The 24,309-nt window shown below is 43.2% G+C and carries 21 protein-coding genes and 2 pseudogenes; 15 read left to right on the plus strand and 8 right to left on the minus strand.

All coding sequences use genetic code 11. The annotated features are described in order from the left end of the window. Positions 1–464: 464 nt before the first annotated feature. The 5 genes and pseudogenes from mgtE (at position 465) to LI164_RS16360 (ending at position 4,470) form a co-directional block, all read left to right on the plus strand. Positions 465–1,859, plus strand: a complete 1,395-nt coding sequence (gene mgtE, locus LI164_RS11695) for a magnesium transporter (RefSeq protein ID WP_117682767.1) — start codon at positions 465–467, stop codon at positions 1,857–1,859. Between the two features lie 243 nt (positions 1,860–2,102). Further along, entirely contained in the window at positions 2,103–2,768 is a 666-nt protein-coding gene (locus LI164_RS11700) for an HAD family hydrolase (RefSeq protein ID WP_147567086.1), read from the plus strand. Positions 2,769–3,218: 450 nt separating this feature from the next. Further along, positions 3,219–4,031 carry a formate dehydrogenase accessory sulfurtransferase FdhD gene (gene fdhD, locus LI164_RS11705; RefSeq protein WP_227087182.1) on the plus strand — a complete coding sequence of 271 codons (813 nt, stop codon included), beginning with the start codon at positions 3,219–3,221 and terminating at the stop codon, positions 4,029–4,031. Positions 4,032–4,074: 43 nt separating this feature from the next. After that, a pseudogene (locus tag LI164_RS16355) lies at positions 4,075–4,126 on the plus strand (hypothetical protein); the annotation flags it as partial. 102 nt (positions 4,127–4,228) lie between these two features. Then, positions 4,229–4,470, plus strand: a pseudogene (locus LI164_RS16360) (alanine:cation symporter family protein). Between the two features lie 253 nt (positions 4,471–4,723). Here the strand turns inward: LI164_RS16360 and LI164_RS11720 are convergent. From LI164_RS11720 to malQ, 8 genes are all read right to left on the minus strand, one after another. Continuing rightward, positions 4,724–5,029 (minus strand): AzlD domain-containing protein, encoded by a 306-nt coding sequence (locus LI164_RS11720; protein ID WP_005333240.1) that lies wholly within the window; start codon positions 5,027–5,029, stop codon positions 4,724–4,726. Further along, positions 5,019–5,795 carry an AzlC family ABC transporter permease gene (locus LI164_RS11725; RefSeq protein WP_029731503.1) on the minus strand — a complete coding sequence of 259 codons (777 nt, stop codon included), beginning with the start codon at positions 5,793–5,795 and terminating at the stop codon, positions 5,019–5,021. Before LI164_RS11725 ends, LI164_RS11720 begins: the two co-directional genes overlap by 11 nt. A 15-nt stretch (positions 5,796–5,810) precedes the next feature. Then, the gene (locus tag LI164_RS11730; protein WP_227087183.1) at positions 5,811–6,623 is read right to left on the minus strand and encodes a Cof-type HAD-IIB family hydrolase; all 813 of its coding nucleotides are present in this window, start codon (positions 6,621–6,623) and stop codon (positions 5,811–5,813) included. A 12-nt stretch (positions 6,624–6,635) separates the two neighbouring features. Beyond that, positions 6,636–8,003, minus strand: coding sequence for a UDP-N-acetylmuramoyl-tripeptide--D-alanyl-D-alanine ligase (murF, locus tag LI164_RS11735; RefSeq protein ID WP_227087184.1), 1,368 nt, complete (start codon positions 8,001–8,003; stop codon positions 6,636–6,638). Positions 8,004–8,016: 13 nt separating this feature from the next. Further along, complete coding sequence (locus tag LI164_RS11740; RefSeq protein WP_227087185.1) at positions 8,017–9,084, minus strand: D-alanine--D-alanine ligase; 1,068 nt, start codon at positions 9,082–9,084, stop codon at positions 8,017–8,019. A gap of 16 nt (positions 9,085–9,100) precedes the next feature. Beyond that, positions 9,101–10,555, minus strand: coding sequence for a nicotinate phosphoribosyltransferase (locus LI164_RS11745; RefSeq protein ID WP_022278526.1), 1,455 nt, complete (start codon positions 10,553–10,555; stop codon positions 9,101–9,103). Between the two features lie 117 nt (positions 10,556–10,672). Then, entirely contained in the window at positions 10,673–11,407 is a 735-nt protein-coding gene (locus tag LI164_RS11750) for a 1-acyl-sn-glycerol-3-phosphate acyltransferase (RefSeq protein WP_227087186.1), read from the minus strand. 17 nt (positions 11,408–11,424) lie between these two features. Next, positions 11,425–12,933, minus strand: a complete 1,509-nt coding sequence (gene malQ / locus LI164_RS11755) for a 4-alpha-glucanotransferase (protein WP_227087187.1) — start codon at positions 12,931–12,933, stop codon at positions 11,425–11,427. Positions 12,934–13,120: 187 nt separating this feature from the next. On the opposite strand from malQ, the gene LI164_RS11760 reads away from it, so the two are divergent. The 10 genes from LI164_RS11760 (at position 13,121) to LI164_RS11805 (ending at position 24,300) form a co-directional block, all read left to right on the plus strand. Next, positions 13,121–13,528, plus strand: coding sequence for a protease complex subunit PrcB family protein (locus tag LI164_RS11760; RefSeq protein ID WP_022278523.1), 408 nt, complete (start codon positions 13,121–13,123; stop codon positions 13,526–13,528). Between the two features lie 68 nt (positions 13,529–13,596). Then, positions 13,597–15,162, plus strand: a complete 1,566-nt coding sequence (locus LI164_RS11765; RefSeq protein ID WP_105309974.1) for an SPOCS domain-containing protein — start codon at positions 13,597–13,599, stop codon at positions 15,160–15,162. 44 nt (positions 15,163–15,206) lie between these two features. After that, positions 15,207–16,082 (plus strand): 4-(cytidine 5'-diphospho)-2-C-methyl-D-erythritol kinase, encoded by an 876-nt coding sequence (gene ispE / locus LI164_RS11770; protein ID WP_227087188.1) that lies wholly within the window; start codon positions 15,207–15,209, stop codon positions 16,080–16,082. A 5-nt stretch (positions 16,083–16,087) separates the two neighbouring features. Further along, positions 16,088–16,768 carry a GntR family transcriptional regulator gene (locus LI164_RS11775; RefSeq protein ID WP_022278520.1) on the plus strand — a complete coding sequence of 227 codons (681 nt, stop codon included), beginning with the start codon at positions 16,088–16,090 and terminating at the stop codon, positions 16,766–16,768. 89 nt (positions 16,769–16,857) lie between these two features. Further along, positions 16,858–17,583 carry a stage II sporulation protein R gene (locus tag LI164_RS11780; RefSeq protein WP_022278519.1) on the plus strand — a complete coding sequence of 242 codons (726 nt, stop codon included), beginning with the start codon at positions 16,858–16,860 and terminating at the stop codon, positions 17,581–17,583. Positions 17,584–17,594: 11 nt separating this feature from the next. Then, positions 17,595–18,785 (plus strand): cation diffusion facilitator family transporter, encoded by a 1,191-nt coding sequence (locus LI164_RS11785; protein ID WP_022278518.1) that lies wholly within the window; start codon positions 17,595–17,597, stop codon positions 18,783–18,785. Positions 18,786–18,789: 4 nt separating this feature from the next. Then, a complete protein-coding gene (locus LI164_RS11790; RefSeq protein ID WP_227087189.1) occupies positions 18,790–19,491 on the plus strand; it encodes an acyl-[acyl-carrier-protein] thioesterase in 702 nt (233 codons plus the stop codon). A 60-nt stretch (positions 19,492–19,551) separates the two neighbouring features. Next, positions 19,552–20,394: a S1 RNA-binding domain-containing protein gene (locus LI164_RS11795; RefSeq protein ID WP_005339583.1), complete on the plus strand. Its 843-nt coding sequence runs from the start codon at positions 19,552–19,554 to the stop codon at positions 20,392–20,394. A 43-nt stretch (positions 20,395–20,437) separates the two neighbouring features. Continuing rightward, a complete protein-coding gene (locus tag LI164_RS11800) occupies positions 20,438–20,671 on the plus strand; it encodes a hypothetical protein (RefSeq protein ID WP_005333269.1) in 234 nt (77 codons plus the stop codon). Between the two features lie 158 nt (positions 20,672–20,829). Continuing rightward, positions 20,830–24,300, plus strand: a complete 3,471-nt coding sequence (locus LI164_RS11805; protein WP_227087190.1) for a DNA polymerase III subunit alpha — start codon at positions 20,830–20,832, stop codon at positions 24,298–24,300. Positions 24,301–24,309 lie beyond the last annotated feature (9 nt).

Below are 24,309 nucleotides of genomic sequence, written 5' to 3' on the forward strand. Positions count from 1 at the left end.
AATAACTTCGTTGTGCAGTGATAAATTCTTGTAAAATAATAAAAGGTGGTTGAAATGTCAGGGGGATAATACTATAATGTGTGAGGGAGTGATCAGGAACTCCTACAATGATTCATTTTCAGGCAGAAATCAAAATGGAGCCTGGAATGGATGAGTAGAAAAATTTCTAAGAAAAAAGGCAGGTGAACAGAATGGACAGTTGCGATAGTCATGGGCGAACTAAGAACATAGGATCAGATATGAGTAACAGTCTGTTCTGTTTTTTCTAAATAGAATTTATCAATTCATTTCTTATCCTATTTTCCAATGAGCGAACATATGCATAAAAATGCAGCTATCTGATCTGTGAAAAACAGATGCAAGAAGGATAAAGATTTTAATGTCAACAGCTAAAGTGTCTCTTGATGTTTTAATTTTTGTGCTTCTTGCGGAAATGAGAAAACAGGATAAGGAGGTTTCCCAAGATGGAAAACAAAACACAGGATTATCAGTCAGAAATCTTGGCTATCATCAGAGGTAATACTTCACCGGGAGTTATGCGTAACAAACTGGAGGATTATCATGAAAATGACCTGGCAGATGTATTTTCCGAGCTGACAGCAGCAGAAAGACGGAAAGTCTGCAGAATTCTGAACCTGGATATGCTTTCAGACATTTTCGAGTATATTGATGAGAAGCAGGCAGCAGAGTATCTGGATGAGATGGATGTGCGTAAGGCAGCGGGTATTCTTTCAGGAATGGAGACAGATGCCGTTGTAGATGTTCTCCGTATGACACCGAAGGAGAAAAAAGTACTTCTGATTGAACTGATGGATGATGAAGCAAGAAAAGATATGGCGATCATTGCTTCATTTGACGAGGAAGAAATCGGAAGTAAGATGACAACTAACTGCATCATGATCCGTGAGAATCTGACTGTAAAGCAGGCAATGAGCAGCTTAATCGGTCAGGCAGCAAAGAACGATAACATTTCTACTATATTTATGGTGACAGAAGATTCTACATTTTACGGAGCATTAGATTTGAAAGATTTGATTATTGCAAGACAGGATGCATGTCTGGAAGATCTGATTGTGACATCATACCCATATGTATATGGAAATGAACTGATAGATGATTGTATTGAAAAGCTGAAAGATTATTCCGAGAATTCCATTCCGGTACTGGATAATGATAACAAATTGCTTGGAGTTATCACATCTCAGAGCATTGTAGAATTGGTCGATGACGAGATGGGAGAGGACTACGCGATGTTTGCCGGTCTGACAGCGGAGGAAGATTTGAAAGAGCCTCTGCGTGAGAGCCTGAAAAAGAGACTTCCGTGGCTGCTGGTATTGTTAGGACTTGGCATGGTCGTTTCATCAGTAGTTGGTGTATTTGAGACAGTTGTAAGTCAGCTTACGATTATTATGTGTTTCCAGTCACTGATCCTGGATATGGCAGGAAATGTCGGAACACAGTCACTGGCCGTAACAATCCGTGTTCTGATGGACGAGTCCCTGACCGGAAAACAGAAGGCAGAATTAGTATGGAAGGAAATGACAATCGGATTTTCGAACGGTCTGATTCTGGGAACATTGTCATTTATTGTAATCGGACTTTATATTGCACTCTTCAAAGGAAAGACTATTATGTTCGCTTATGCAGTTTCAGGCTGCATCGGAATAGCACTTGTAGTTGCAATGGTTATCTCCGGAGCAGTCGGAACATGTATTCCGCTGTTCTTTAAGAAAATTAATGTTGATCCGGCTGTAGCATCCGGACCATTGATCACGACCATCAACGACCTGGTAGCAGTTGTGACTTACTATGGACTGAGCTGGATTTTCCTTATTGAGATGTTGCATCTTGCGGGGTAAGTGATAAAAAAGAACCTCCAGGTATGATTTTGACTATGTAGATTTTAAATATTTTATTGCACCGCCTATTAACATGCAAATCCCAAAACTCGCGATGCTCGAACAGATGGATTTGCATGTAGCTATGCTCATAAAATTATTTAAAATTCTACAATTAGTAAAAATCATACCTGGAGATTTTATTTTCGCTTACTCCGCAAGGTGGTGGTAAGTGGGAGCAATTTAACTAAAAAGGAGGTATTTATGATAAAAGCAGTTATTTTTGATATGTATGAGACCTTGATTACACAGTATGGCGGACCGGTATATTTCCGGGCGCAGATGGCAGCAGATGCCGGCATAGATCCGATGTTATTTGATGCACTTTGGATTCCGAGTGAGAATGACCGGACCATTGGAAAGCAGACATTGGAAGAGACAATTGAGCAGATATTGAGACAGACTGGAAAATACAGCGAGGAGACATTCCAAACTATTATTTCTGGAAGAAAGGCAGCAAAAGCAGACTGTTTTTGTCATCTTCACCCGGAAATTATTCCGATGCTTCAGGCATTAAAAGAAAAAAAGATTAAAATCGGACTGATTAGTAACTGTTATTCTGAGGAAGCGGTATTGATCCGGGAAAGCCAGTTATTTCCATATTTTGATGAGACATGTCTGTCTTATGAACTGGGAATGAAAAAGCCAGATCCAGAAATATTCCTAAAGTGTATGGAAGGGCTTGGCGTGAGAGCCGGAGAATGTTTGTACATCGGAGATGGCGGGAGCCATGAACTGGAGGCGGCAGATATTATGGGAATGACTGCGCTTCAGGCACGGTGGTACATCAAAGAGGTGCCGGAACTGGATATCCGAAAAGAGAAGTTTGAACAGTTAGAGACACCGATGGCGGTGTTAGAAAAGATATAAAAAATGATTCGTTTATTTTTAGACAAATAATATATCTTAAAAATATACAAAAGTATTGCATGAAAAGCATAGAATTGATACAATAAATGTAAGGTGCTGTCAGCACTGGTGTGTCTGGCGGTTTATTTTTTACAGGGAGTCTATAGCTCTGATTACATAGATGATTCGGACGATGAACTATTATGGAAAGGAGAACATACTTATGCTAACAATGGCTGACTTGATTGCAGTACTTAGTCTCTGCTTAACCTCATTTGGTCTTGGATATGCAATGGGATGTAACAATAAGACCACAAAAAAATAACCGCCTGTTAGCCTGAGAAACTAATACGGTTATTTTTTATTTACAATGATCAGGTAAATCGCCATTGGCAGTACCTTTTATATAAGTATATTAACACTGATATGTGTGTGTGTCAAATATATGTTGTATGAAAAGGACGAAGTGGTATGAAGATAAATAATCAATATGAGGAAGCAGAAGCGATTTATCCAGTTACAGGATTATATATTGATCCGGACGGGAATGCTGTAGAAAAGTCAGAGATGCTTTTATCGGAGCATCGTATGGACGTGTATATTAATGATGTGCTGACGATGAAATTAGTGTGTACACCGAAGGATTTGCCGGGGCTGGTACTGGGACGAATGGTCAGCGAAGGCATGATTCATTCATCAGAGGAAGTGGAATACCTTTATATCTGTGAGCATGGAACCAGGGCGAGAGTACAGATTGGTTCAGAACATTGTGGATTGGTTAATGATAATCTGAGCGCAGAGGTTATGGATACGCCGACTTGTTGTACGGATAATAAGACCATATATAGTAGATTTGCAGTGGAAAAAGAATTGCAGCATCTGGAGCCGGTAAAAGTTAGTCTGGAACTTATGTATGCATTCGACGAAGCCTTTCATCAGGATATGCCATTGCATGAGGCGACATGGTCAACACACAGTTGCTTTCTTGCATATAAGGGAAAGATTGTGTATTCCTGTGAGGATATCGGACGCCATAATGCACTGGACAAAGCGATTGGCTATGCACTTATGCAGGATTATGATTTTCATGAATGTGCAGTATTTACGACCGGACGGCTCCCGATTGACATGATTACAAAAGTAATCCGGGCAGGAATTCCACTTGTGGCAAGTAAAAAGACTCCGACGGCAGAAGCTGTAAAACTGGCACAGGAATATGGATTGACGATGATTGGAAGAGCGAAGAATCACAAGATGATGCAATATACGCTGTATAAAGAATAAGACATTAGGTTCTGCTCTTGCATGGTTATTTGCACTCTTTGCAGTGATTGCTTCATTTGGTATTGGAAATATGACACAGGGAAATTCTATTTCAGGTGCACTGCATGCAACATTTCATATCCCGACATGGATCACTGGAATTGTGATCACAGTGCTGGCTTGTAACAATCGGGATTACATTATTTGCATTTTCTACAATCCTCGGATGGGAATATCATGGAGAAAAAGCATTCTTGAACTTGGCTGCACACAGACACTTAATCTTGTATGGAGCTTTTCGGATATAGCAAATGCGCTCATGGCAATCCCGAACCTGATCTGCATGCTCATACTTAGTAAAGAAGTAGCACAGGACATCAAAGCATTCCAGCCAGAGATAGACAACAGACATACAGAAAAACGTTCCGAACAAAACACGTATGTGCAAGATGTAAAATAAAAATATGAGAAAAATATAAAAGACTTATCGCAAAATAAAACAGAAAAAGTCCTGTCCTATGACGATAGGGTAAAATTCGTTATGTCTGCGAGCATAGCATGTCTTTCTATGTACTGTCTGAGCCGTAAGGCGAGTTTACATAGAAAGATATAGATAAGCGGCGCAGCAGACTTAGAATTTTACCCGTGTCATAGGCCAGGACTTTTTCTATTATAGTTGTAAAAGAGCTTTTTGTTTTGCCAATTTTTCCATTTTACAAAAACAATTCTAACAGGAACACCACCATGCATGCGCATACGGATACTTGCAGCAGGCTTTTCCCAAACCATGCAAGTGCTGTGGCAACGATCAGAGCTGCCCATGCAGACCAGACACTTCCGGTCGCGGACAGGATTGCCGGGAAGGTCATCACAGCCAGTGTGACGTATGGTACATAGTATAGAAATGACCGAATCGTTTTATTTTTAATTTCTTTTCGAATCAAGGTCAGAGGCAGCATACGGATCAGATAAGATACTCCGGCCATGACCAGGATATAGATATAAATATTATGACTCATGACTTGCCTGCCTTTCATTGTTATTTAATACACTAGATTCAGTGCTTTTTGTATCGTCCTCATCCTGATTGATTGGGAACAGGATTGCAGCACCTCCGGCAATGAGAATCGTAAGCAGAATCGTTCTTGTTCCGGTAGAAAGTGTGTGGACGACTGGAAGTTTTGTAAATGCAAAGCTTGCTCCCATGGAAATCAAGACAACTCCCGCAAGAATCTTATTTTTTCTTGCAGGCGGGATAATGATTGCCAGGAACATGCCGTAAAGACCGACACTTAATGCACTGACGATATTAGCCGGTAGAATGGATCCCATCAAAGTTCCAAAAAGTGTTCCGAAAGCCCAGCCGGGAAGTGCTACAGTATATGCACCAAAAGAATAGTATGGATTCAATTTACCCGGTACGGCCACGGAGATTCCAAATAACTCATCAGTGACATCATAACTTAGAAGCAGACGCTGGATCATCGGTGTGTCTGGTGGAAGTTTCTGACTTAATGCACAAGACATCAGAAGATAACGGGCATTTGTGATCAATATCAGAATTGCGACCTCCAGATAGCCGCCACCTGCGGCAATCAGCGTAAATCCGGCAAATTCACCAGCTGATGCATTATTAGTAAAACTTACGAGAAATGCCTGAAAGGGTGTGAACCCGGCATTTTTCGCAGCAATACCAAGGGTAAATGAAACTGCAAGATAGCCAAGGGCAATGGGAATTGCGTCCCGCATACCCTTGGCAAACCAAGACTTATTAGTACCTCTCATTTGTGACCTCTTTTCCTATCTCATAAATTCATTGATTACGTGTAACACACCGTCTTCATCGTTGGATTTTGTGATGTAATCTGCAGATTCTTTCACCAGTGGCTGAGCATTTGCCATGGCAACTCCAAGTCCGGCAGTCTCAATCATAGTCAGATCATTGTATCCGTCCCCGCAACAGATCATGGCATCGGTAGAAAGTCCGATGCTGGTGAGCAGCTTTGTAAGGGAGTGAGCTTTATCAATACCCTGGGGCATAATTTCGAGAAAGAACGGATCTGAGCAGTAAATAGACAGATAAGAGTGAAATTGTTTTAAAGCTTCAGCTTTTACTTCCTGAATCAGTTCCGGTTCTCCGGTAATCAGAAATTTATTGTTATTATTTTTAGTGACGTAAGAGACGAAATCATCCACTTTTGTAATCGGCATATGATTGATGAAAGATTCTTTTTCGCTGTATTCATTCGTATCTCCACCTGAAATCAGCTCGGTATCGGTGTAGGCAAGAATGTCAATCCCCGGATATTTTTTCACGATTTCAAGAAGCGGAGCCGCAACATCATTTGGAAGATATTTGCTGTAAATGATCTCGCCGGATCGGCAGTCTGTGATACGACCACCGTTGTAGGAGAGAATATAACTTCCATAGTCTCCAAGGTGAAGTTCCTCTGCCAGAGGAAGGACGCCCTGAGAAGGACGTCCACTGGCTAATACAACTTTTTTTCCGTTTTTCTGAATGTCGATCAGAGCATCTCTGGTCGATGGTGTGATCTCTTTTCTGGAATTGGTCAGTGTCCCGTCCAGATCCAGTGCCAGAAGCTGGTAGTTCATAGTTTTATACTCCTAAAATTTTTGTAATTCATCTACGATTTCAGGGAACTGCATACCATGTGAAGCTTTCACAAGGATATTGTCACCTGGTTGAATCAGATGTTTCATCTCTGCAAGAAAGTCTGCTTTTGCAGGGAACCATTTTGCCTTGCAGCCATGTTCAGAAGCTCCGGCTACAAGCTCTTTGGAAAGCTCGCCAATTCCGCATACAAGGTCGATGCCTATATCACCTGCATGTGCACCGGTTTCGTAGTGGAGTTCTTTTCCGGTCTCGCCCAGTTCGCCCATGTCGCCAAGAACAGCGACTTTTCGTCCGATTGCCATATTCAGAACATCTAAGGAAGCCTGCATGGAAATTGGATTTGCATTATAGCAGTCATCTAAGATGATGATTTTATCTGTCTGAATGATATTATTTCTTCCGGGGATTGAAGGCAGTCCTTCAATTCCGGCTTTGATTTCTGCTGGTGTAAGTCCAAGTTGATAGCCGACAGCAGTTCCGGCAAGAGCGTTTTGTACCATGTGAGCACCAGGAAGTGGAACGATGCAGTCAAAGCTTTCGCCGGACGGAAGATGAATCGTACAGGAAGAACCGCGAAGTCCAAGTGGTTCTACGTCAGTTGCATAGAACTGGCAGTTCTTTCCAAGACCGAAAAATTCAGGATCTACGCCTTTGACCGGTCCCATATCACGGAGCAGATCATCGTCTCCGTTCAGAAGAATAGAACCACCGGTCTTCATATCCTGAATCATCTGAGATTTTTCCTGAAGAATCCCTTCTCTTGTCTTGAAAAATTCCAGATGTGCGATACCGATATTCGTGATCACACAGATATCCGGGCTTGCTACGCTGGAAAGACGACGCATCTCACCGAAGTGGTTGACACCCATTTCCAGAACAGCGACCTGATGCTTTTCATTCATTTCAAAAATTGTAATTGGAAGCCCCCATTCATTGTTGAAGTTTCCAAGTGTTTTATGTACACAGTATTTCTGAGACAGTACAGAAGCAATCATTTCCTTTGTGCTTGTCTTTCCGACACTTCCTGTGATTCCGACAACCTTAATATCGAAAGAATCACGATAAAGCTTTGCAGTATCAAGAAGTGCCTGGCCAGTAGACTCTACCAGGATATATGGAAAATCTGTCTCGCCAAGGTCTTCATGGGAAATCACGCACATTGCGCCTTTTTCAATGGTATCCGGAATGAATTTGTGAGCGTTGACGCGTTCACCGTCAATGGCAATGAACAGATAGTCTTTTTCAACTTTCCGGCTGTCAATTGTAACACCGGCAACTTCTTTGTCCAAAAGATTTTCAGGTCCCCGGTACTCTCCGTGGCAGGCCTTAATAATATTTCTTAAAGTAAGGTTTTTCATGATGGATTTCCTCTTATCTGTAACGCGCATTCATAGATTCTTCAATGATGCGTTCGCATAATTCGTTGTACTCGATGCCTGCGGCTTTTGCAGCCTTCGGAAGCAGACTTGCGGCAGTCATTCCTGGAAGTGCATTCATTTCCAGACTGTAGAATTCGCCGTCTTCGTCATCAATGATAAAGTCAGCACGTGCATACACATCCATACGGAGTGCGGCAAATGCTTCTTCTCCGGCACGCATCATGCGCTGTTGAGTTTCTTCATCAATAGATACCGGTGGACAGATTTCCTGTGCTCCGCCAGCCTGATATTTATTCTCATAGTTGAAGACACCATTTTTCGGAATGATCTCAACTAATGGGAGTGCTTTCCCGGCAATGACAGCGCTGGCAAACTCACGGCCTTTGATGTAAGGCTCAATGACCAGTTCTTCATCTGGGTTCTTTTCAAATGATTCACGAACTGCATTGTTATATTCTTCTTCTGTATGACAGATGTAAACTCCGATACTGGAACCATTTTCACATGGTTTTACGACCAGTGGGAGATAATATCCAAGTTCGGATAAAGGAAGATCCTTTGTCTCTTTTGTCAGATGTGTTCCACGAGGAGTCGGTACACCACTCATTTTATAAATCTGTTTTGTTACTAGTTTGTTCATAGACAGGGCACAGCCAAAAGAGTTGCAGCCTGTATATTTGATTCCAAGAAGATCAAAAGCAGCCTGAAGCTTACCATTTTCTCCGACAGAGCCGTGCAGAGCGACAAATGTAATGTCTGCCATACGGCACAGTTCAATGACATTTGGCCCAAACATGCAGTCGGACTGATTCGGGCGAGATTTCTTAAGGGCTTCAAGGTCAGGTTCTTTTGTGCTGATATTTTTTGCAATCTCAAGACCTGCGCCCGGAAGAGTAAATACATCTTCCAGATTCGCAGGTGCATTTTCAAGACCGAAGTACAGGTCAAGAAGATAAGCCTGGTGTCCGTTTTCCAACAGTGTTTTGCAGATGCCGGCACCGGAGGTCAGTGAGACGTCACGCTCCGGACTTAAGCCGCCTGCTAATACTATAATTTTCATAATGAATGCTCTCCTTTTATTCTGGTTTGTGTGCCTGATCGAGTAAGGCTTTCTTTACATCATATAATCTCTGGGATAAATCTACATAAACCCGGTGTGGATAGAAGAGACGTTTTGTCTCGTCCCACAGGGAGTCTTTTTCCTGTTTACAATATTCTGCAATCTCCGTGACAGAAGGGGAAGTGTAAATACATTCTCCGTTTTTGAAGATCGGAACAAGCATTTCACGCATGATATAAGTGCCGCCTGCAAGCTTTGTTTTCTTCCATGTCTCCAGCGGGTCAAAGAGAAGAAGATCCTGACTTTCGTCAAATGTTTCATCAGCGAAGCAGATCAGATCAGCTTTGATTTTGCCGGTCTCTTTTTCATAGACACGGTAGATTGTCTTATTTCCTGGATTGGTGATCTTTTCTGTGTTTTCAGAAATCTTGATCTTCGGGATAAATTCTCCGTTTTCATTCTTGATTGCAGACAATTTGTATACACCGCCAAATGACGGGCAGTCTTTGGACGTGATCAGATGAGTACCAACACCCCAGGAGTTGATTGCTGCACCCTGTGCCTTCAGATCATGGAGCAGATATTCGTCAAGATCATTGGAAGCGCAGATGGAAGCGTCCGGGAATCCGGCTTCATCTAACATTTTACGTGCTTTTTTGGAAAGATATGCAAGGTCTCCGCTGTCCAGACGGATTCCGTATTTTTTTAATGGTTTTCCTGCGTCTTTAAATTCCTGGAAGACACGTATGGCATTTGGTACGCCAGATTTTAATGTGTCATAAGTGTCTACCAGAAGTGTACAGTTGTCCGGATATAGCTCTGCGTAATATTTAAATGCAGTGTATTCGTCCGGGAATGTCATGATCCAGCTATGTGCGTGAGTTCCCATAACAGGGACATCAAAAAGCTGACCTGCCAGTACATTTGACGTACCGACACATCCGCCGATCATAGCGGCACGTGCTCCGTAAAGTCCGGCATCCGGTCCCTGTGCACGGCGCAGTCCGAACTCCATGATTCCGTCTCCGTCGGCAGCATAGACAACACGGGAAGTCTTAGTAGCGATGAGAGACTGGTGATTGATCAGATTCAGGATAGTCGTCTCGACAAGCTGAGCTTCCATGATCGGAGCAATGACCTTAAGCAGTGGCTCTTTTGGGAATACTACGCTTCCTTCCGGAATCGCATAGATATCTCCTGTAAAGTGAAAACCACTTAAATACTGAAGAAAATCATCATCAAAAATGTGAAGACTTCGTAAGTAGTCCACATCTTCGTAGGTGAAATGCAGGTTCTTAATGTAGTCAATGACCTGGTCAAGTCCCGCGCAGACGGAATAACCATTGCCGCAGGGATTGTGACGGTAAAACACATCGAATACAACCGTCTCATGTTGCCCTTTTTTATAATAACCCTGCATCATTGTCAGTTCATATAAATCAGTCAGCAGTGTTAAATCTTGTTTGTTCATAGTGAGCTCCTTTCATGACTGAATCGTAAGCTTTGTTTTCATAATTGATGATACCACGGATTGCTTCGTATCGTACATTTCATGATATCTTGTGTATTATATATCATAATGGTACCTTTATACAAGGGTATGATTTTTCTCAATCGTGTCCTTTATGATCTTCTGGCAGTAAACATCGATCTTCTTGCGGTCTTCTTTTTCCATTTCTTTCATATATATAGGGGAGCAGTATTCCAAAACAACGTGTGTTTTTCTGATATATGGCAAATGTCCCTCGAAAATATTAATGGTGTTATTCAGTGCAACAGGTACGATCGGACATCCGCTCTTTTCTGCAATTTTAAAGGAACCGGCATGGAATGGAAGAAGACTTAATTCGTCTCCTTTGTTGCGTGTCCCTTCTGGGAAAATAAAAACAGAAATTCCATTTTTCACCTGATCGATCGCAGTCAGGATGGTTTTAAGACCTTCTCTTATATTGTCGCGATCCAAAAACAGGCAGTATACCCGTTTCATCCAGGTGCGAAGGAACGGGTAATTTAACATTTCCTTTTTGGCAACGAATCCGGTCAGATCCCTGCAGCGGGAATAAGTCAGCAAAATGTCAAAATAACTTCTGTGGTTGCCCACGTAGAGAATCGGTTCATCAGGAACACGGTCTTCTCCGATGACGGTCACTTCGACACCGGAAATTTTCAGGATCACTTTAAATCCCCATTGAACGATACGTAGTGCTGCGAGATCGGCTGAGCGTTTATTCACTTTGCCAATAAGCCAGAGAATTCCGAGTACAGGAATCCCGAGCAGAAAATATAACAATAAAAATATTGCAACGAGTATAAATCGTAACATATGTCAAGTTCCTCCAACTAATATCTTCCATATAAAATAGTCATGCCACGAAGTTCATCGGCAAGTTCGCCTTTGAGCGCGGACTGCTGATAACGCCAGCTCCAGTTCCCGGCGCCGATACCTGGTGTGTTCATGCGTCCTTCTGCACCGACGCACAGAACATCCTGAAGAGGAAAGATTGCATATGCAGCAACACTTGCAAGTGCGGTTCCAATAAGATCCAATGGAAAATGTGTATCATTGCTGCAGTGTGTGTAGCGGCGTACTTTGTCACGGCATTCCGGGCGCAGTGTCTGATACCAGCTGCGAGTCGTGTCGTTATCATGAGTTCCGGTGTAACATACGCAGACTGGAGATGTGTAGCGGTGTGGCAGGTAACTTCCTTCATCCAGAGAGTCAAATGCAAACTGCAGAACCTTCATGCCTGGGAGCCCAAATTCATCTCGCAAAGCTTCCACTTCCGGGGTGATAACGCCCAGATCTTCTGCAATAATTGGAAGGTTTCCCTCAAAAGCATCACGGACTGCGGAAAATAATGCATGGCCCGGAGCTTTTACCCATTCGCCATTCACAGCGGTCGGTTCGCCGTAAGGAATGGACCAGAAAGCTTCAAATCCGCGGAAGTGATCTACACGCAGAATATCCAGGTTGTGAAGCTGTGCACGGATACGGGATATCCACCAGGAAAAATGTTCCGCCTCATGAGCTTCCCAGTTGTACAATGGATTACCCCATAACTGTCCGGTGGCTGAAAAATAATCCGGCGGTACTCCGGCTACGCGAGTCGGATACCCTTTGGAGTCCAGTTGGAACAGATGCTGGTTCGCCCACACATCGGCGCTGTCCATAGATACAAAAATCGGGATATCACCGATGATGCGGATACCGTGGTCATTTGCATATTTTTTGATTCGTTTCCACTCGTCAAAGAATAAGAATTGAATGAAACGATAGTATTCTATATCTTCGTGCATGGATTTAAAAAGGCCGGCTTTGAATTCCAAAGTCGGACACCGGTATTCATCCGGCCAGTGGAGCCAGTCAGCGCCATGGTGTAATTTCTTACATGCCATAAACAAAGCATAGTCATCCAGCCAGTAGCGGTTGCTTTCATAAAATTCCTGGAAAGACTGGTCCATGCCTGGGATTTCATGGCGTTTCTGTGGAAAACGGCTGTAGGCAAGGGCCAGAACTTTCTCCTTCCACGGAATGACCTGTCCATAATCTACGTGACTTGGGTCTGCAATCGGGCAATCGGTAAGTTCCCAGCCACCGATCAGTCCAAGACGGATCAAATGTCTTGGATCAATGAGAAGAGGCTGACCTGCAAAAGCAGAAAAACTCTGGTACGGAGAGTCTCCGAAACCTGTGTGGGTCAGTGGCAGTACCTGCCAGAGATGCTGACCTGCCCGTGCCAGAAAATCGATAAAGGCATATGCTTCATCTCCAAGATCCCCAATCCCGTAAGGGGAAGGCAGAGAAGTCGGGTGAAGCAAAATGCCGGATAAGCGTTCGTTATTTATCATATTTTTGTAATCTCCTTTTAAAACCATGTTAAAGTAGGAACTTTTAAACTTAATGCCTGCTTATACAAAGTCAAGCCGAGGCATTCTTGGACATGGTATTTTATTAAGTATACAACAATTTTGGAATTTTTCCTAGACTTGGTGTGTATGATGTTATAAAAGGTTTTTCAAGAAGAAAGAGAGCATCATGAATCGAAAACATTTCTACATAATTGCAGGGATTTTTATTCTGGCACTGGCTGGGTGCAGTATTAAAAAGGAAGATACAAAAAAGATACAGGATATTGAATTTACGGTAGTAGCACCAGAAGACGTACCAGAGGAACTGAAAGAAGATATCGAAAAGGCGCGGGATACCCCATTTCGTCTGACTTATGCAGATCAGGGGTATCTTTACATGGCGCGAGGGTATGGAGAAAAAGAAAAAACGGGGTACAGTGTAGAGGTCAACGCATGCTACGAAACATCAGATGCTGTCAGGATCCAGACAACACTTCTCGGTCCGGCAAAGGGCGAGAAGACAAAAGAAAAGAAGACATATCCGTATGTGGTGATGAAAACAGAATATAGAGAGAAAGATGTGATATTTGAGTAAAAGTAATGTGCCAGCCATAGTTGGGATTTTTGATACAACATTATAATAAAACAAACAATAAGGGGGACATGTGTGTGAATTGTGAAAAAAAGATGCTGAATATTTACCGACAGGGGAAAACTTTTACGGACCAGTTCTATGTAGATGAGGATTATAATGTGCCAGACACGAAAGCTGATATCCGGGAGATTATAGAGAGCGATGCGGTTATGGAGGAAATCGACCTGAAGCTTGTGGAGAATTATATCCGGATCACCGGGCGGCTTGCTTTTCAGGTTTTATATGTTGCAGATAACAGTGACAATACCTTATCTTCTCTGGAAGGGAAAATTCCCTTTGAGGAAATGTATTATGTAGACGAGACTTTGGAAGAAACGTTATTTTTGAAAGCAGCGCAGACAGAGCTGACTGTCAATCTGATCCATTCCCGGAAAATCAATGTGAAAGCGATGGCGGAAGTAACCATGAGTTCGGACAGTCAGGTAAGTGAAGAAGTGACGACCGGGATTGAGAGTGGGGAGCAGATTTATACAAAATACCAGGAGAAGCAGATCCTGACTCTTCACACTGTGAAAAAAGATACATACCGCATCAAAGAGCAGCTGACAATCTCCGGAACAAAAGAAAGTATCGGAAACATTTTGTGGAAAGAAGTACTCAGCCGCCGTCTGGATACAAGGCTGGAGGCAGATACATTAAAACTTCAGGGAGAACTTCTTGTGTTTTGTCTTTATGAATCAGTGGATGGAAAGACAGACTGGATCTGTGAAAATGTTCCGTATGAGGGACAGGTAGAGTGCTTTGGTGCAGAGGAAGGTATGTACCATCAGATTTATCCGATTCTTACAGATGCACTTTTAGAGCCGGCTATGGACGAGGACGGAGAAATGCGTCTTCTTGGCATCGAGGCAACACTTTCTATGCGGTTCTTTTTGTGCACGGAGGAAAAGATACAGATATTAGACGATTTATATTCACTGAAAACATGTTGTGTTCCAGCGTATACGCAGTGCAAGGTGGAAAATGTTCTGATGCAGAATCATTCCAAATGTAAAATCGCAGAGCGGTTGTCACTGCCTGAGATTAAAGATGACATTTTACAGATCTGCTATAGTGATGCGAGAATTCAAGTCGAGCAGATGACGGTTCAAGACACAGGTATTCAGATAGAAGGAGTACTCCATATCCGTTTTATGTATGTCAGACCGGACGATCAGATACCATTTGCCCTGTGGCAGGGGATGATACCATTTTCCTGGCTGTTGGAAAGCAATGAAGTCCAGGAGGATATGACATTGGATATGATGCCGTCTCTGGAACAGCTTGGCATCAGTCTCCTTGGAAATGGAGAGATAGAAGTAAAGGCGGTGCTGGCATTTCGGAGTTTCCTTCGTGGGAAAGTGACATTTCGTAACATAGATTCAGTAGAAGAGAAAGAGATAGATTATAAAGTGTTGGAACAAAGACCGGGAATCATTGGATATATCGTAAAAGAAGGCGATGAACTGTGGAATCTGGCGAAATACTACGGCACGACAAAGGAAGGGATTATGGACATCAATCATATGGAGTCGGAACAGTTGAAATGTGGCGACAAACTATTGATTTTTAAGGAAAATGCCAGTATACTGTAGGTATATTGTATACAAGACGGGGCTGGATACGAGGAGAAAAAGTTATGGATAAGATGGAATTAAAGGCACTTGGAAAGATCAATCTTGGATTGGATGTGCTTGGCCGCAGGGAGAACGGATATCACGATGTCCGTATGGTTATGCAGACAGTATATCTGTATGATCAGATCGTGATAACGAAGACAAAGCAGCCGGGAGTAAAGGCAGAGACGAATCTTTTTTATCTTCCGGTAGATGAGAATAATCTTGCATGCCGGGCAGCAAAGATGCTGATCGATGAGTTTAACATTACCGAAGGAGTGCACATTTCCATGGACAAGAAAATTCCGGTATCAGCAGGTATGGCCGGCGGAAGCGCAGATGCGGCAGCAGTTCTTTTTGGAGTCAATAAGATGTTCGAACTGGGGCTTAGCATGACTGAGCTTGAAGAACGGGGGGGAAAGCTTGGCGCAGATGTACCATACTGTCTGATGCGTGGGACAGTTCTGGCAGAGGGAATCGGTGAGAAGCTGACACCTCTTTTGGCCTGTCCAAAGTGTTTTGTGTTGCTGGCAAAACCACCGATCAGTGTATCGACGAAGATGGTCTATGAAAAACTGGATGCATTGGAAATTACAGAACACCCGGATATCGATGGTATTTTAAACGGACTTGCGAGAAAGAATATCCATAAGGTGGCAGAGTGTATGGGAAATGTACTGGAGCAGGTGACGATTCCTGTCTATCCGGTCATTGAACAGATTAAAAATGTCATGAAAGAAGGCGGAGCCATGAACGCTATGATGAGCGGAAGTGGTCCGACCGTATTTGGCTTATTTGAAGACAGACAGTCAGCGAGATGTGCGGCACAGAAGATAAAGGAACAGAAACTGGCAAAACAGGTATATGTAACGAGTATACACCAGGCAAGGAGGAAGTAGAAAGCATGGAGCAAAATTTGAAAGTCAATGAAAATGAATACCTTCCGCTCAGGGATGTGGTATTCAATACACTCAGACAGGCAATCCTTCGAGGAGAGTTTAAACCGGGTGAAAGATTGATGGAAATCCAGCTTGCAAATAAACTGGGCGTGAGCCGTACCCCGATCCGTGAGGCAATCCGTAAGCTGGAGTTGGAAGGTTTGGTCATTATGATTCCGAGAAAAGGTGCGGAAGTGGCGGACATTACGGAGAAAAGTCTGCGAGATGTGCTGGAAGTCAGAAAAGCACTGGAAGAACTGGCAGTGCAGCTCGCATGTGAGAAAATCACTCAGGAAGAGTTGGAAGAATTGGAACAGGCCGGAGAGAATTTTAAAAAAGTCCTGAAAAGAAGTAAAGACATCACAGAGGTAGCAGAGGCAGATGTGCGATTCCATGATGTGATCTATATGGCAACGGATAATCAGAAACTGATCCATCTGCTGAATAAATTAAGAGAACAGATGTACCGCTACCGTGTAGAATATTTGAAGAACCCAGATGTGCACGAGCAATTGACCCAGGAACACGAAGAGATCGTGTACCATATCAAGAGAAGAGAAAAAGTAGAAGCAACAGCAGTTACATGTCAGCATATTGATAATCAGGTATCTGCGGTGACGGACAAGATTAGAACGAAGAATAATTAGCAGATACCTGTATAATCTACGGATATCTGTCCATACTTTCTGTATAAATTCAATTTAAATGTTTGAGTGATTGCAGGAGGTACATAGATATGCGAAAGTTATGGGATCTGTTGAGAAATAAAATCGGGACAAAGAATCTGATTTGTGGTATACTTGGTATTTGTATAGCAGTTGGATGGATGTGGAGTTTTACTGCATGGCGCGTGGCTTTGGTGGATAAGAAAATCTGCGAGACGCAGCGGGGGATTGCAGATGAAGTCTTTCGTTTTCATGTGCTGGCCAACAGTGACAGTGAAAAAGACCAGCGGGTGAAGCTAAAAGTCCGGGACGCAGTGATTGCCTATATGACATCTGAGATGCCAGGTACCACAAACCAGATGGATCACGCAGTGACAATGGATCAGGCGGAGCAGATGAATCCAGGCATTCATAAAAATTCTGCACAGGCAACGAAGAAATGGGCAGAGTCTCACTTAAATGATCTGATCCTGGTGGCTGACGAGGTGCTTGAGCAGGAAGGCATGGATTATCAGGCAGATGCGCACGTGACGAAGTGCTGCTTCCCAGAAAAAAAATACGGAGATATGACATTTCCACAAGGCGAGTATGAGGCGCTGAGGATCACATTGGGTGAGGCGGCCGGACATAACTGGTGGTGTGTGTTATATCCAAATCTCTGTTTTCTGGACAAGACTTGTGCGGTGGTGAGTGATGAAGGGAAAGAAGACCTTAAAGGGGTGCTTACCGATGAGGAATATCAACTGCTTACGGATAATAAAGAACTTAAGATGAAATGGTTTTTCTTCGGAGATTAGGAGAGTATGAGATGACAGAGTTTCTTGTACGACATTTTGTAAAAGATTATGAGAATACGAGTAAGGTGTCTGTGCGTACAGCATATGGAGTGCTGGCAAGCGTGACAGGCATCTTTTGTAATATATTGCTATTTGCGGCAAAATGGCTGATTGGCTATCTGCTTCACAGTATTTCTGTTATGGCAGATGCATTTAACAACCTGTCTGATGCAGGTTCTTCAATCATCAGTCTGATCGGTGTGAAGATGGCAGGAAAACCGGCAGATAAGGAGCACCCGTTCGGACATGGAAGAATTGAATATATTGCGGCGCTGATCGTGGCCTTTCTTGTAATGGAAGTTGGATTCACATTTTTTAAAAGCGCTATTGCGAAGATCAGGGAACCGGAAGAGTTACATTTTCAGGCGGTATCTATGCTCATATTATTTCTGTCAGTGGCAGTGAAGCTGTGGATGGGAGTGTTTAATAAAAATCTTGGAAAACGTATCAATTCCCAGGTCATGATGGCGACTGCAGCAGATTCCATGGGAGATGTGATTACAACGGGGGCGACTATCGCTTCAGTATTATTTTTTTATTTTACAGGAATTAATATTGACGGATATGTAGGACTTGGTGTATCGTTAGTCGTTATGTGGGCCGGTATCGGAATCGCAAAAGATACGCTGGAGCCATTGATCGGGGCACCGGTAGACCCACAGGTCTATAAGCAGATCAGTGATTTTGTGGAGAAATATGACGGGATTCTTGGAAGCCATGATTTGATCGTACATAATTACGGACCAGGAAGGAGCATGGCATCCATTCATGCGGAGGTCCCGAATGATGTGAACATTGAGACATCCCATGAGATTATCGACCGGGTGGAGCGAGAAGCATTAGAACAGCTTGGGGTTATGCTCGTAATACATATGGATCCTGTAGAGACAAAAGACAAGCATGTGCTGGAGGCAAAGGAGAAAGTCGAGAAGGTGCTGCGGGCGATGGATCCTAAGCTTAGTATCCATGACTTTCGAATGGTTCCCGGAACGGATCAGATCAATCTGATTTTTGATCTGGTCGTACCATTTGAATATGATCAGAAAAAACAGGATCATATCCGGTCTGCGATTATGGGAGTTTTACAGATTGTAGATCCAAGATATCAGTGTGTCATTACAGTGGAAAGGAGTTACGTTGCAAGTGCCAAAGAAGGAGTATAAATATATGATTGACGGCCGCGTCCGCTTCAGCGAGATCGACCACACAAGAAAGATTACAGTTCCATCGATCATCAATTATTTTCAAGATTGCAGTACATTTCAGTCAGAAGATATCGGAGTCGGTCTGGACGTACTTTCAAAAAAGAAAAAAGCGTGGATTCTGACTTACTGGCAGATCGTGATCGATCATTATCCGAAAATGAATGATAAGATCCAGGTCAGCACATGGGCTTCAAAGTTCAAGGGAATGCTTGCAGAGCGCAACTTCTGTATGACAGATGAGAATGGAGAAAAGGCTGCGTACGCACAGTCAGTCTGGGTATATATGGATGTGGAAAAGGGGCGTCCGGTAAGACCAGATCAGGAAGAACTGGATGCCTATGGACAGTGTGAACCGCTGGAGATGGACTATGAATCCAGAAAAATTGCACTGCCGGAAGAATGTATGAGTCTGGAGCCGTTTCCGGTGCGCAGATACCATATTGATACGAATGAACATGTAAATAATTGCCAGTATGTACAGATGGCTATGGAAATGTTGAATCAAGAGAGAGTGATCCGTCAGGTGCGGGTGGAATATAAGAAATCAGCAGTGCTGGGGGATATGATTGTTCCCAGGACAGGTGACAGAGATGGCCGGACAGTTGTGGAACTGTGTACGACAGAAGGAGAATTGTATGCAGCAGTAGAATTTGCATGGGTGTAAGGGCATTTACATAAAATGGGCTGATGATAGATGATTGTAGAGAGAGAAAGGATAAGACAGATGAAGTTAATCGAAGAACTCGGAAAACGAAGAATGCTGACAGTTGTAAAGACAGTTGATTTTGGAATATATCTTGGAACAAGCGAGGAACGTGTACTGCTTCCAAAGAAAGAAGTACCAAAAGAAATTGAGATTGGAGATCCGGTGGAAGTATTTCTTTACAAGGATTCCAGCGACAGATTGATTGCAACAACAGCAGAACCAAAGATCACATTGGGTGAACTGGCTGTTCTGACAGTGAAAGATACCGGAAAGATTGGAGCATTTCTCGACTGGGGACTGCCGAAAGACCTGCTACTTCCATTCAAAGAGCAGACTGCTAAGGTGAAAAAAGGAGATCAGGTGCTGGTTGCGCTTTATGTGGACAAGTCCGAGAGATTATGTGCGACTATGAAGGTTTATGAAAAATTAGAGACAGACTCTCCGTATAAGAAAGACGATCATGTAGAAGGAATCGTCTATGAGAGAAGCGATAACTTTGGAGTTTTTGTAGCAGTAGACAATAAGTATTCTGCACTGATCCCGAAGCGTGAAGCGTACGGCGGACATCTTCAGGTTGGGGATAAAGTCCATGCAAGAGTTATAAAGGTACGTGAAGATGGAAAGCTGGACTTAAGTGTGCGTGAGAAAGCATTTATCCAGATGGATGCAGATGCAGAGCTGATCGTAAAACGGATGGAAGAGCACGGGGGAAAACTGCCATTTACAGACAAGGCAGATCCGGAAAAAATTAAAAATGAACTGGGACTGAGCAAAAATGCATTTAAACGTGCAGTAGGACGTCTTTTAAAGGAAAACAAAGTCATTATTACAGAAAAATCTATTGAATTTCTGCACAAATAAGGTATAATGGGGGCGTGATAAATTTTGAAAGGAGCGCGAGCGCATGAAAGTACAGAATATTACAGATATTGAAGGATTTTTTAAAGCAATTGACGGTTGTAAAGGAAAAGTTGAGCTTGTTACTGGTGAGGGAGACAGACTGAATTTGAAATCAAAATTATCCCAGTATGTATCACTCGCGACCATCTTTTCAAATGGAGAGATTCCGGAAATGGAAATCGTCGCACATGAAAAAGAAGACATCGACAGGCTGATTTCCTATATGATTAACGGCTAAGATCAGAAGAGAGAATGAAGTATTGATGAGAATATTAGCGTTGGCGGGCGAAAAAGTCTGTCAGCGCTTTCTTTTCTATCTGTATCAGAGCAGCAAGAATGTGCCGAGGCACATTCTTTATTACATGCGAAGATAAGGAAAATAAGGGAGAAAAATATATGAGCTTTGCACATTTACATGTTCATACAGAGTACAGTCTGCTGGACGGATCCAATAAAATTAAAGAGTGTGTGGCGCGGGTCAAAGAGCTTGGAATGAACAGCGTGGCAATTACTGATCATGGCTGTATGTTCGGCGTGATCGACTTTTACCGTGCTGCCCGTGCTCAGGGAATCAGGCCGATTCTTGGCTGTGAAGTCTATGTGGCACCAGGATCCAGGTTTGACAAAGAGGCTGTAGGAAGCGGAGATGACAGATATTATCATCTGGTTCTCCTGGCAGAAAATGATGAAGGATACCACAATTTGATGAAAATTGTATCCCGTGGTTACACAGAAGGATATTATTATAAACCACGTGTGGATCTGGAACTTTTGAGGGAATTTCACGAAGGAATCATTGCGCTTAGCGCGTGCCTGGCAGGTGAGGTTCAGAAAAATATCACAAGAGGCATGTACAGTGAAGGAAGAGCAGCAGCTCTTAGGTATGAGGAAATATTTGGAAAAGGGAATTTTTTCCTGGAGTTGCAGGATCATGGAATTCCGGAGCAGCAGACGGTCAATCAGGCATTGATGCGCATGTCACAGGAGACGGGAATTGAACTGGTAGCAACGAACGATATACATTATACTTATGCAGAAGATGCGCGGGCACACGATATTCTGCTCTGTATCCAGACAGGTAAGAAGCTGGCAGACGAGGATCGTATGCGCTATGAGGGCGGACAGTATTATATCAAGTCAGAAGAGGAAATGAAGAAGCTGTTCCCATATGCATTGCAGGCTCTTGAGAACACACAGAAGATTGCAGACCGTTGTGACGTGGAAATCGAATTTGGTGTGACCAAACTTCCAAAATACGATGTTCCGGATGGACTTTCCTCCTGGGAATATTTGAACAAATTGTGTTACGAAGGGCTGGAAAGACGTTACTCGAATCCTTCACAGGATTTGAAAGACAGACTGGACTATGAACTGTCAGTTATTCACAAGATGGGCTATGTCGATTATTTCCTGATTGTGTGGGATTTCATTCACTATGCAAGGTCACAGAAGATTATGGTCGGACCGGGACGTGGTTCCGGTGCCGGAAGTATTGTGGCGTATTGTCTGGAGATTACAAGTATTGACCCGATTAAATACCAGCTTCTGTTCGAACGTTTCCTGAATCCGGAGCGTGTGTCCATGCCCGATATTGACGTGGATTTCTGTTACGAGAGGCGTCAGGAAGTGATCGACTATGTAGGAAGAAAGTACGGCGCAGACCGAGTCGTTCAGATCGTCACATTTGGTACACTGGCTGCCAGAGGTGTGATTCGGGATGTAGGACGTGTGATGGATCTGCCGTATGCATTTGTAGATAATATAGCGAAGCTTATTCCGAAGGAGCTGAATATTACTTTGGATAAGGCACTCAAGACCAGCTCAGAACTTCGCAAGTCCTATGAGGAAGACCCACAGGTAAAAGAACTGATTGACATGTCCATGCGTCTGGAAGGACTTCCAAGACATACTTCCATGCATGCAGCCGGAGTTGTTATCAGCCAGAAGCCGGTAGAAGAATATGTGCCGCTGTCACTTGGATCAGATGGATCTGTAACGACTCAGTTCGTAGCGACCACGCTGGAAGAGCTGGGACTTTTGAAAATGGACTTTCTGGGGCTTCGCACCTTGACGGTAATCCGGGATGCAGAGAAGCTTGCAAGCTACAGTTCCGGAAAAGAGATCAACATTAACAAGATTAATTTTGACGATAAAGCAGTACTGGATTCTATTGGAACGGGAAAGACAGACGGTGTGTTCCAGTTAGAGAGTGCAGGAATGAAGAACTTTATGAAAGAGCTGAAACCGCAGAGCCTGGAAGATATTATCGCCGGAATTTCCCTGTATCGTCCGGGGCCGATGGATTTTATCCCTCAGTATATTAAAGGAAAAGAACATCCGGAGCTGATCACCTATGACTGCCCACAGCTAGAGCCGATCCTGTCGCCAACTTATGGCTGTATCGTCTATCAGGAGCAGGTGATGCAGATTGTGCGTGATCTGGCAGGATATACCCTTGGACGAAGCGACCTTGTGCGCCGCGCTATGTCTAAGAAGAAAGCCGATGTCATGGCAAAGGAACGCCAGAATTTTGTGTACGGAAATCCGGAGGAAGGGGTACCAGGCTGTATTGCAAATGGTATTGACGAGAAGACTGCCAATAAGATTTATGATGAAATGACAGATTTCGCCAAGTATGCGTTTAACAAATCCCATGCGGCAGCATATGCGGTCGTTTCTTATCAGACAGCATGGCTCAAATATTATTATCCAGTAGAGTATATGGCAGCTCTTATGACCTCAGTCATTGATAATCCAGGAAAGGTAGCCGAGTACATTTACAGTTGCCGCCAGATGGGGATCAAGATTCTGCCGCCGGACATTAACCATGGTTACAGCAGCTTTTCTGCAGATAACGGAAGTATCCGGTACGGACTGGCAGCGATCAAGAGCATCGGCAGACCAGTCATCAAAGAAATCGTTGCAGAGCGGAAAGTAAACGGAGAGTTTAAGAATCTGAAAGATTTCATTGAGCGGATGTCAGGAAAAGATATCAATAAGAGAACGATTGAGAACTTTATCAAATCCGGTGCATTTGACGAACTTGGAGGAACAAGAAAGCAATTCATGGTCATCTATGTACAGATTCTCGACCAGGTGAACCGGGAGAAGAAAAATTCCATGACAGGTCAGATGTCTCTTTTTGACATTGTAGGAGAAGAACAGAAATCCGAGTTCGATATTCCACTGCCAAATGTAGGTGAATACGAGAAGTCTACGAAACTTGCTTTCGAAAAAGAAGTGCTTGGAATCTACTTAAGCGGACATCCGATGGAAGAGTACGAGGAGCAGTGGAGAAAAGGCATTTCCAAAACGACACAGGATTTCCAGTTTGATGAGGAATTGGGATTTTCAAGAGTCAGTGATGGCGCAACAGAGATCATTGGAGGAATCATTGCGAGCAAGACAATCAAATACACGAAGAATAATAAGACCATGTGTTTCCTGACGATCGAAGATATTATGGGATCAGTAGAAGTCGTTGTATTTCCAAGAGATTATGAGCGCTATCATCAATATCTGGAAGAGGAAAATGTTGTCTTTGTTAAGGGACGGGTGTCAGAAGAGGATGAAGCCTCCAGCAAACTGATCTGTGAGAAAGTCATTCCATTTGGACAGAAGAAACAGGAACTCTGGATCCAGTATCCGGATAAAGAAACATTTCTTCAGGGAGAGAAGATGCTATATGATATGCTTGCATCTTCCGATGGAAATGATGAAGTGATAGTATATTGTAAGGCAGAGCGGGCGGTAAAACGCCTTCCATCTAACCGAAATGTGAATATAGAACCTGGATTACTAAGCAGGCTTATGAATTATTTTGGTGAATCTTGCGTAAAAGTGGTGGAAAAACCATTGAAAAGCTAAGGCAATTCA

The organism is Dorea sp. 210702-DFI.3.125 (genome assembly GCF_020560945.1).
In the GTDB taxonomy this organism is placed as follows: domain Bacteria; phylum Bacillota; class Clostridia; order Lachnospirales; family Lachnospiraceae; genus Dorea; species Dorea formicigenerans.

Excerpts from the sequence above, each read along its gene's own strand:
- LI164_RS11800 (WP_005333269.1), top strand. The coding sequence starts at position 20,438 with ATGAAAGTACAGAATATTACAGATATTGAAGGATTTTTTAAAGCAATT.
- LI164_RS11750 (WP_227087186.1), bottom strand. The coding sequence starts at position 11,407 with ATGTTACGATTTATACTCGTTGCAATATTTTTATTGTTATATTTTCTG.
- murF (WP_227087184.1), bottom strand. The coding sequence starts at position 8,003 with ATGAAAAACCTTACTTTAAGAAATATTATTAAGGCCTGCCACGGAGAG.
- LI164_RS11790 (WP_227087189.1), top strand. The coding sequence starts at position 18,790 with ATGATTGACGGCCGCGTCCGCTTCAGCGAGATCGACCACACAAGAAAG.
- LI164_RS11760 (WP_022278523.1), top strand. The coding sequence starts at position 13,121 with ATGAATCGAAAACATTTCTACATAATTGCAGGGATTTTTATTCTGGCA.
- fdhD (WP_227087182.1), top strand. The coding sequence starts at position 3,219 with ATGAAGATAAATAATCAATATGAGGAAGCAGAAGCGATTTATCCAGTT.
- LI164_RS11720 (WP_005333240.1), bottom strand. The coding sequence starts at position 5,029 with ATGAGTCATAATATTTATATCTATATCCTGGTCATGGCCGGAGTATCT.
- LI164_RS11730 (WP_227087183.1), bottom strand. The coding sequence starts at position 6,623 with ATGAACTACCAGCTTCTGGCACTGGATCTGGACGGGACACTGACCAAT.
- LI164_RS11700 (WP_147567086.1), top strand. The coding sequence starts at position 2,103 with ATGATAAAAGCAGTTATTTTTGATATGTATGAGACCTTGATTACACAG.
- LI164_RS11740 (WP_227087185.1), bottom strand. The coding sequence starts at position 9,084 with ATGAAAATTATAGTATTAGCAGGCGGCTTAAGTCCGGAGCGTGACGTC.
- LI164_RS11805 (WP_227087190.1), top strand. The coding sequence starts at position 20,830 with ATGAGCTTTGCACATTTACATGTTCATACAGAGTACAGTCTGCTGGAC.
- LI164_RS11725 (WP_029731503.1), bottom strand. The coding sequence starts at position 5,795 with ATGAGAGGTACTAATAAGTCTTGGTTTGCCAAGGGTATGCGGGACGCA.
- LI164_RS11765 (WP_105309974.1), top strand. The coding sequence starts at position 13,597 with ATGTGTGTGAATTGTGAAAAAAAGATGCTGAATATTTACCGACAGGGG.
- LI164_RS11780 (WP_022278519.1), top strand. The coding sequence starts at position 16,858 with ATGCGAAAGTTATGGGATCTGTTGAGAAATAAAATCGGGACAAAGAAT.
- mgtE (WP_117682767.1), top strand. The coding sequence starts at position 465 with ATGGAAAACAAAACACAGGATTATCAGTCAGAAATCTTGGCTATCATC.
- malQ (WP_227087187.1), bottom strand. The coding sequence starts at position 12,933 with ATGATAAATAACGAACGCTTATCCGGCATTTTGCTTCACCCGACTTCT.
- LI164_RS11785 (WP_022278518.1), top strand. The coding sequence starts at position 17,595 with ATGACAGAGTTTCTTGTACGACATTTTGTAAAAGATTATGAGAATACG.
- LI164_RS11795 (WP_005339583.1), top strand. The coding sequence starts at position 19,552 with ATGAAGTTAATCGAAGAACTCGGAAAACGAAGAATGCTGACAGTTGTA.
- LI164_RS11775 (WP_022278520.1), top strand. The coding sequence starts at position 16,088 with ATGGAGCAAAATTTGAAAGTCAATGAAAATGAATACCTTCCGCTCAGG.
- ispE (WP_227087188.1), top strand. The coding sequence starts at position 15,207 with ATGGATAAGATGGAATTAAAGGCACTTGGAAAGATCAATCTTGGATTG.
- LI164_RS11745 (WP_022278526.1), bottom strand. The coding sequence starts at position 10,555 with ATGAACAAACAAGATTTAACACTGCTGACTGATTTATATGAACTGACA.